This window comes from Streptomyces sp. NPDC044064 (assembly GCF_056434245.1).
In genome coordinates, this window is sequence record NZ_JBWKFN010000009.1 from 255,612 (window position 1) to 263,835 (window position 8,224).

At 64.1% G+C, this 8,224-nt stretch carries 6 protein-coding genes; 3 read left to right on the forward strand and 3 right to left on the reverse strand.

The window, feature by feature from the left end; all coding sequences use genetic code 11:
* Positions 1-37: 37 nt before the first annotated feature.
* Positions 38-1,378: a cytochrome P450 gene (locus tag AC07DS_RS17420; protein ID WP_479146199.1), complete on the reverse strand. Its 1,341-nt coding sequence runs from the start codon at positions 1,376-1,378 to the stop codon at positions 38-40.
* A gap of 232 nt (positions 1,379-1,610) precedes the next feature.
* Positions 1,611-2,297: a ScbR family autoregulator-binding transcription factor gene (locus AC07DS_RS17425; RefSeq protein ID WP_479146201.1), complete on the reverse strand. Its 687-nt coding sequence runs from the start codon at positions 2,295-2,297 to the stop codon at positions 1,611-1,613.
* A 1,237-nt stretch (positions 2,298-3,534) separates the two neighbouring features.
* Between AC07DS_RS17425 and AC07DS_RS17430 the strand changes: the two genes are divergently transcribed.
* The gene (locus AC07DS_RS17430; protein WP_479146203.1) at positions 3,535-4,521 is read left to right on the forward strand and encodes an MmyB family transcriptional regulator; all 987 of its coding nucleotides are present in this window, start codon (positions 3,535-3,537) and stop codon (positions 4,519-4,521) included.
* A 72-nt stretch (positions 4,522-4,593) separates the two neighbouring features.
* Here AC07DS_RS17430 and AC07DS_RS17435 read toward each other — a convergent pair whose 3' ends face one another.
* Positions 4,594-5,355 (reverse strand): helix-turn-helix domain-containing protein, encoded by a 762-nt coding sequence (locus AC07DS_RS17435; RefSeq protein WP_479146205.1) that lies wholly within the window; start codon positions 5,353-5,355, stop codon positions 4,594-4,596.
* A gap of 912 nt (positions 5,356-6,267) precedes the next feature.
* Between AC07DS_RS17435 and AC07DS_RS17440 the strand changes: the two genes are divergently transcribed.
* Entirely contained in the window at positions 6,268-7,545 is a 1,278-nt protein-coding gene (locus AC07DS_RS17440) for an MFS transporter (RefSeq protein ID WP_479146207.1), read from the forward strand.
* Between the two features lie 156 nt (positions 7,546-7,701).
* Positions 7,702-8,199, forward strand: coding sequence for a hypothetical protein (locus AC07DS_RS17445; protein ID WP_479146209.1), 498 nt, complete (start codon positions 7,702-7,704; stop codon positions 8,197-8,199).
* Positions 8,200-8,224 lie beyond the last annotated feature (25 nt).

The following is an 8,224-nucleotide window of genomic DNA, read 5'->3' on the forward strand; positions in this document are numbered from 1 at the left end:
GCTTCTTTCGATATCGCATGCTTCATGGGAGTGGTGTTCAGGCGATGGCCAAGCGAAGTGAGCCGATGTGACGGAAGGCGACTCGTGGCTCCCAAAGTGGGGGAGCACTGATGCATAGGCTGTACGGTCGGCTGAGAAGAGCCTCGAGCAGGACCGTTGCCTCCAAGCGGGCTAGGGCATTACCAACGCAGTAGTGGATACCTTGGCCGAAGCTGAGGTGAGAGGCCCTGCGGCGGATGTCGAAGACGTGAGGCTGGGAATACTGGCGCGGATCGTGATGGGCGGCTCCGACCATGAGCTGCACCATCTCGCCCTCTCGCACGTTCACTTCGCCGAGCTGCGTGTCTTCGGGCGCAATCCGGCTGATCATGTGGATTGGCGCGTCGTACCGGAGTACTTCCTCGACTGCGTCTGGTACGAGTTCAGGTTGGGCTCGGAGCAGATCCAGTTGGTGAGGAAATTCGAGCAGTAGGCGAACGGTGCTGGACAGCACATGGGACGTGGTCTCCAAGGCTGCGAGGACCATGAATAGTGCGAGGGAGCGGACCGCGGCGTCGGCTTTGGAACGGTCGCAGACAGCGTCGTCCCAATGTCGTATCCAGGAAGAGACGGGGTCTTGCCCTGGAGCTCGTCGGCGTTCCGCTATCAGATCGTCGAAATATCTCTGCAGCTTTTCCGTTGCATCGTCGGAGAGTGCACGCTCGCTCGGACTTGGGAAAAGCTCCTGTGTGTGAACCTGGTCATGGGTGAGGGACGTCAAGAGGCCGTAGTCGGCCTGAGGGAGTCCCATCCACTGACCTATGATCCTCACAGGAAGCTCATCAGCGATAGCTGAACAGAATTCAGCTGGGCCTTTCTGGAGATCGTTGGTGAAATCGTCGAGGAGCTCCTCAACTGTCGCCTTTATCGTGGGTTGCAAGGTCGTCAGCGAGCTTCGATTGAAGATGTTTCCCAGCGACCTCCGCACTTGTGTGTGAGTGGGAGGATTGAGCATTGGGAGAGTCTGCCCCATTTGCAGCGACGAGGGCGCACGCCAACGCGCCCTATCGTCCTGACTCCGGCGCCAGTTATTGTCAGGCACGCGCCAGGATCTATCTCTTAGAACTCGATCGCACAAACGGTAGGAATTCACCAGATGCCCGCCCCACGGCGCTGGGATCACTTCACCCATAGCTAAGAGTCGTTCATAGTGGGGAAGCGGATTCGCTTGACCGGTAGCTGAGCGAAGCCGGGAAAAGAGGGAAGCCACCATCCGCCGGTCGACAGCTTCGGCTTCGGGGCCGGCGGCAAGGGTTGACCTCACCTGAAGCTCCTTTACAGAAGATCCATAACAATCGCCATCCTGCCTACCCACGCGGTGGATCGGATACGCGTTCATTGGACATCTATTATGTTAAAAAGATCACACCTGCACCTGCTGATAGCTAAAGGGACTATCCGGCAGCTGTCGTGACAATCGCTCGCTCTATCGTCAGCAGATGGTGAGTAAGGTGCCATACGTGGCGAACCTGCCCTATGACATGAACGCCGGACATAACAGGCTGAGTGGCCGGGCCGGGGCTCGGGCTGGATCGTCGCGTTCACTACTCATTAGCATCAGCGAAGACAAGCTAGCTCTCTAGCGCAGACTCCCCCAGGAGCGATTGATGTTTCCTGATAATTCGGCTGCCGCGGTCTGGGGAAAAGTCGAGACGGTCATGAATCTTGGGGTGGGCAATTGAATCCATGAGCATGTCGTACATCACAGCGATCATTTCCTCGACCCTCTCAAGATCTCCGTCGAGGGCGTGCGCCATGAAAACGAGGCCGGACCACTGGCCAGCGATTTGGCGAGCGATCATAGGGATATCTACGCCCGGCAGCAGTTCACCCCTTCGCCTGGCTTCGCTCAGTTGCTCTGCATTGATTTCCATCCAAGATGGCCACGGCGTGGGGTAATTCTTCGCCGCTTCGAATTCCAGGGACAAGCGATGCGCGGCACGTAGAAATGGCTCGCCCGGCAGCCGGGCCGCCAAGACCATGCCGACGTCGACCATCGCCTGCAGGATGAACTCCTGCTCCAGGTCTACACCGTCCATGGAGACTGCAGATTCCTGGATTGCTTCCGCTACCTGCTTTTTCGACTCGAAGTGAAAATAGAAGGCGCCTTTGGTGATGGCTGCCGAATCGATGATGTCGCGAGTGATAGTTCCGCGGTACCCGTGCCTTTCGAACAGCTCGCCTGCTGCGTTGAGAATCTTTTGGCGTGTCCGCATTGCTCGCGCCTGCTGCAGTTTTGGTCGTGCTTCGTCGCTCACCTCATGCGCCTTTCTGTACCTCCGCCGTTGATGTCGGGATAGCGTCGAAGTATCAGTCCAAACCGCGAAAACCACCAGGCGTCGGCTGTGCGCGCAGGGTGGCGAGGCAGCCGACGTGCGAACGAGAGCGGACGGTAGGCATCTCGCGATCTGTACCTCCGTCCGTGATCCTGCGAGCCGGCCCTTGCCAGCTCACTAGACGTGCTCGTAATAGGGCACCACCTGCAAGGCAACTCCGCAGCCGTTTGGGCACATCTGCACTTCTGCGAGCTCCGCGGCGGTCCTCCTATCCAGGAAGTCAAGTTCCCCGCAATCCGCCGGGCACAGAGCGTACACGTCATGGCGCGGCCCGGGACTCTCGCAACTGGCAGTTGACTCTGCAGTGTTGCCCTCGGAGTGTCGATTTGTGTGCATGCTTCCCCCTCTAGCTACTGGCGGTTGGCCGGCGGATCAGAAGTTCGGTGAGGACGCGGCAACGAAACTGGCGCTCAGGACCTTTGTGGCGTCTGCGGTCATTTTGCCCAGACCGTGGAGCAATGAGTTGATTGCGCGGACCGTTCGAGGCTCTTGTGATGGATGAGCGTTCCCTGCATCAGTCGATCCCGTGGCGGGCTCGATCCCTCAAACCCCCAATATGCCGACCCGAGACGTCGAGAGCAGTGGTCGACGCGGCATCTGATGGCACGGTCGGTGCAGGGCGAGCTGCGGTTGGGCCCAATACGCCCGCCAAGCGTTCTCGCTGCGTGACGGTCCTTGTACCCGTGTGGGGGCTGGGGCCGCAGACCATGTCTGCTTGTGGAGGCGGTCTCGTCTTGGAGCTCCAGGCTCATGACGTGTAGCAAGTGGCCCCCATTCCCGTCCGGTTGCGGCTGTTCGCTTGACGTCCGCGTGACAAGAGTCCCACACTGGGCGCCACAAGAACAGACCGAGCGGTCGAATCTGTGAGGGAAGGTAGTACGTATCAGTCAGGCGCATCGGCTCTCACGTGTGGCGCAGGCATAGCAAAACTGGGCGGCAAGGGTCCGAATTTCCTGGTTTCATGGTGGTTTAGGTCGTCCATCGAGCCTGAATGCTTGACACCGTAAGCGGCGGGTGTGCCGGTTAATGGTCAGACTAAACAGGCAGAGCCGTCTCTCCAGAGACGCGGCGCGTCGGAGGCGCGCCGAGACTGCCGCCGGAAGCGTCGTGCGCCGAGCCGCACAGCCACCGGACGGCAGCATCAGCACAGGGGGGAAGCATGTCTACGAGTTCGGTACTCATCACGCGCCAGACTCAGCGCGCGGCAATGGTGGCGCACGTGCCCACGATGCGCCCTGGGACTGTCCGGACCACTTCGCGCACCGCTGTCGACGGCCACGGAGAGCAGCATGACCTGCCGCTGGCACCAGGCCTCACCAAGTTCCTGGTGAACGCCCGCGACGCGCGGGGTATCAAGCAGGAGGACCTCGCAAACGAACTGTGCATGAGTGACCGTCAGTACAGAACCTGGGAGACCGCCCGCCAAGCAATCCCGCGGATCCGACTGGACGACCTGGCCAGAGCGCTGCGCCTCGACGAAGTTGGCCGCCGACAGCTCTACCGGCTGACCGGTCACCTGGTTCCACTCCCAGGAGCCCTCTCGGGCAACGAGCGCCTCCTGGCTCTGACCGAGCGGTGGGCGAACGTTCACATCCGTCGCCAGAGCGACCCAGCATGCCTCACGGACGGCGCCTGGAACATCGTCGCCGCCAACGATGCCTACTTCCAGCTATTCGAGGCTGTTACCCCGCACCAGCTCAACCATCCAGCCGTGAACACTCTGCGCTGGACGCTGTTCCACCCGGACGCGCCACACATGCTTGGTGACTGGCGCGACGCGTGGATGCTGCCAACGCTCTGCCAGTTTGCGCTGGCCTTCCAGAACAACCAGACCGATCCACAGCTTCGACGGATCCGCGAGGAGGTCGCAAGCCAAGCGGATCTCGAGGAGGCATACCTGCGCAAGGTCCCTGACCTGCTGGCGCAGCCGACTGAATACCCAGATGATGAGGACGGCGTCGTGCGGGAGGTCCTTGTGGGGGCGGAGGGCTACGCGTCAGTCCTGCTGACCACAGCGATTCCCTCCCACGCGCGTGACCACGGCTTCCGGGCTGTGACCATGTCAGTCATGGCTCGCGGCGGTTCAGCCGATTCCCAGGCCCACGATCCCATGACGGCGCGCCAGCACTCCCACCACGGCTGGTAACCCGGGCGGACAGGCGGACGATCGTTCTGGGCCTCGGCCCTGTCACGGCCGCAGCCCCGCCGGCCGTTCCGCTCAAGCAACCGGCGCAAGCTGCGAGGACGAGCGAACGGGCCGCAGGGCGTTCTCCGAACGCCGGCTGACCCGGGCGGCTGTGCGCAACACCTCGTAGGAGAAGCGGGTCTTCTCCGAGAACATCCTCGGGTGCTGGCCGAGCAGGGCCAGCGCCCCTTCGACGTGGCCCGCCCGCCCGTACACCGGTGCCGCGATCATCGACCACCCCGGCAGCGGGGAGCGCGTGAAGCATGTACCCAATTCCTGTATCTCCCGGAACCGGCTGCTGACGGTCTCGTCTTCGCTGTGCGCGCTGATCACCAGCCCAGCCGCGTCGGCCGACAGCGACGAGAGCTCGAGCGCCGCGCTGTCCTCGGAGGTAAGCGCCTCCACGAAGTCGTAACGCCGACCGTACACAGTGTCGACCCACAGTCGCCGTGCCAGTGGCACCGTGACAAAGAGCAGGACAACTTGAGCTGTTTGCCGCTGCAGCTGCGTCAGGTCGGGATCGGCACCCTGCGAAGCCACCTGCGGCAGACGCAGCCCACGAAGTGCACCACTGTGCGGCGTGATGCTGTACAAGCCCTGGCCGCGTAGTTCGATCTGCCCCTCCTCAACCCCACAGGCGAGAATGCGCTGGACGGTGGAACGGGGAAGGCCGGACTTGGACGTAATCCGACGCAACTCGTGGGCGCCAGGCCCGAGTTCCTCCAAAGCCGTCAGCACCCGGAACACCTTCGCGTGCGCCGAGGCACTCGTCGCGCGATCGACCGCTTCCTTCACTGTCAGCCTCCCCGAGAAAACGGCCACCGACAAATGCGAGCGGCTCGCTGTATGCCCTCCATCGTTGTCGCATTTCGACCGCGGATCTAGAAGAAGTGGGCGCCGGAGGTCAGACTTCCGGACACGTTCAGTAGCCGAATGGCCCGCAGAACTATCATTGCCATAGGGCCCGCTGACCGTTCCTGCACATCAACGGGCGGAGGCGCCTTCTCCGCCGATACGGAGCGCAACGAACGGCGCCTGACGCTACTAGAAGAATCGCCACGGAGGTTACCGCCTGGCGGTCAACCTCGCCCCAGCTTCCCGCCAGAAGGGAAGCGAGCAGGCGCCACACGCCCCAACACATACGTCCCGGGCCCGGTGGGCGGGATGCACCCCACCCCCTTCCCACCCTGGGACCATCATTGCCGCTCACCGTCGGCCAGCACACCCAACCACGTCACTTCCTGCACCACGCCACATGGCGACGGGCTCGCCACCCCGTCTCGCCGACGCACCGTCCCGCCCAGCGAGACACCCAAAGACTCACTGCTCGCCAGGCGGGAAACCAGCACGAATTGCCTTGCACACGGTTGCCCGCTGCGCACGCGCTACAGACGGTGAATCCGCCCAGCCCCGCCGCGGGCCACCAACCGCAGGAGGCAAACCCAGATGAGCGCCGGCCGAAGGTTCTACACATCCGCCTTCGGACACACCCCCACACCCACGAGGACCGTCGTCACCAAGGTCCAGACCGCGCCTGGCACGCCGCCTCCGCCCAGCGCTGCATCCGAAGCCGCACTCCCCACGACCCGAGACGCCCGCGAGCACCGAACCGGCTGACGCCAGGTGCCCTCCCTCCCGGCGTCTGCAGCCCTCCCCATCCACCGAAAGGGACGAGCGTGCGCCCGTCCCGGCCGTACGCGTCACACCATGCGTGAACTCCACCGCACGAACCTGCTCCGCGCCACGGACGCACTCGGCACCGCCATCGCCCAATACGCGCTGCCCCTGATCGTTCTCGCCATCACCGACAGCGTGAGCCACTCCGGCATCGCATTCATCGCCGAGTGGCTGCCCCGCATCGCGATCCTCCCCGTGGCCGGCGCTCTGGTCGACCGCATCGGAGGACGCATCGTCCTCCTCACCTCCTCACTGTTTCGAGCCCTCCTCACCTTGGCGGCCATAGGACTCCTCCTACTGCACCCGCAGCAATGGTGGACCGTGATCGTCTTCGGAGCGGTCGGGGGAGTCCTTGCCGAGTTCTCCTTCCTCTCCTGCGAGGTCATCTGCACCCAGGTGCAGTCCGGCCACGACGTCCACCGCATCCAGGCACGCCAGATGCAGATCGACCAGGCGGCCCTGCTCATAGGCCCCCTCTGCGCCGCCGCACTCGTTGCCCAGCAGCCAGTGGCGGCTCTCGCGGCGGTCGCCCTCCTCTCCTTGGCCACCACGTGCGGAGCGCCCCTGCTCGCGGTCGGACGTCCCCAGCCCAACGAGGAACACCCACCGCAGAGCCCGCTGAAGTCGATGGCTGTGGGGTGGCGCATGCTACGCACCCCCGTCATCGCCTGGATCGCCGTCGTCATGAGCGCCGTCCAGATCTTGGTCGCCCTGCTTCTAGCCGCCGCACCCGGCATTGCCCTCCACCAGTACCAGAAGGCCGAGACCGATCTGGGCACCATGTGGACCGCGGCAGCAGTGGTAACCCTCCTGGCCACATCCATCACCCGCCGAGGAATCGACCGCTGGGGGATGGCACCCCTCCTCGTCCCCAGTGGCATCCTCCTCGCCGCCGCCTCGGTCATGGCCGGCACGGTCGGGACCTTCCCCGCCTTCGCGGTAGCCGCTACCGCCATCGTGGCGGGGGAGTGCGCGGCCAACGTCGTCCTGCGCACGATGAGAACGCTGGTCATCCCCGGACACGCCCTCGGCGCCACCGTCAGCGTGCTGTGGGTGATCGGCCTGCTCCCCTACCCGCTGGCCGGCCTGGTCGTGGCCCTCGTCCCGCTGCACGTCCTCCCCGCCGTGCTCGCCGTCTGCGGCATCACCATGGGACTGGCCATTGTGTTCGGCAGCCGACAGCTTGCCCGGCACTGGCACCAGCACTCCGCCCAAGTCGGTCACTCAGCACCGGCGCCGAAGCTCTCAGTCCCTATGCCCGCGTCCGCACAGGACATGAACCAGGCCCGCACCGCCGAACCCGTATGACCCACCCCGACCGCCGCGCAGCCAGGCGCCCTTCCCGTCTGGCGACCCACTCAGAAGAAAAAACCGCGCTCCTCCCGCCCCACGGGAAGCACCCGGGAATCAGACGACGAACCCTGACACTCTCACATGACCACGCAGCTCAGAGGAGCCACAGCCGTGACCAACTACGCACTCGAAGCCCAGGCCTACTGGCGCCGCTGGCTCCCGCACACTCACGCAAACCTCGCCGACCCCGACTCCTTCTATCAGCAGCTCGGCAAAGACGTACAGGACCGCGTCATCGCTGTCTGGGACGCCCTCATGGAGATCCACCTAACCCCGGACATCACCGACCACACCAAACGAGCCGGCCTGCTCCAACTCCTGCGCCGAGAAGCCGAGCACACCGTGATACAGGCCCTGGTCCAGCTGCCCCCCGAAGCGGACACCGCGCAGCCCCACACCGAGCCGGCCGCGCACCAGGCACGCCTGAGCGACTTCGACACCCGCCTCGCGCAGCAGCAGGTAACCATCCGCACTCTCCTCGACGGCGACCGCACCGTCAGCGAGACCAGCGACGCCGAACTCCTCCAGGCCCTCCAGCTCATGCCGGAACTCCTTGCCGCGCTCGGCACCTCCCTGGACGAACTCCGCGCCCTGGGCCGCGCCCTCTGACCACTACCTGGAAAGGAGCGAAGGG

Excerpts from the sequence above, each read along its gene's own strand:
- AC07DS_RS17430 (WP_479146203.1), top strand. The coding sequence starts at position 3,535 with ATGTCTACGAGTTCGGTACTCATCACGCGCCAGACTCAGCGCGCGGCA.
- AC07DS_RS17440 (WP_479146207.1), top strand. The coding sequence starts at position 6,268 with ATGCGTGAACTCCACCGCACGAACCTGCTCCGCGCCACGGACGCACTC.
- AC07DS_RS17420 (WP_479146199.1), bottom strand. The coding sequence starts at position 1,378 with ATGAACGCGTATCCGATCCACCGCGTGGGTAGGCAGGATGGCGATTGT.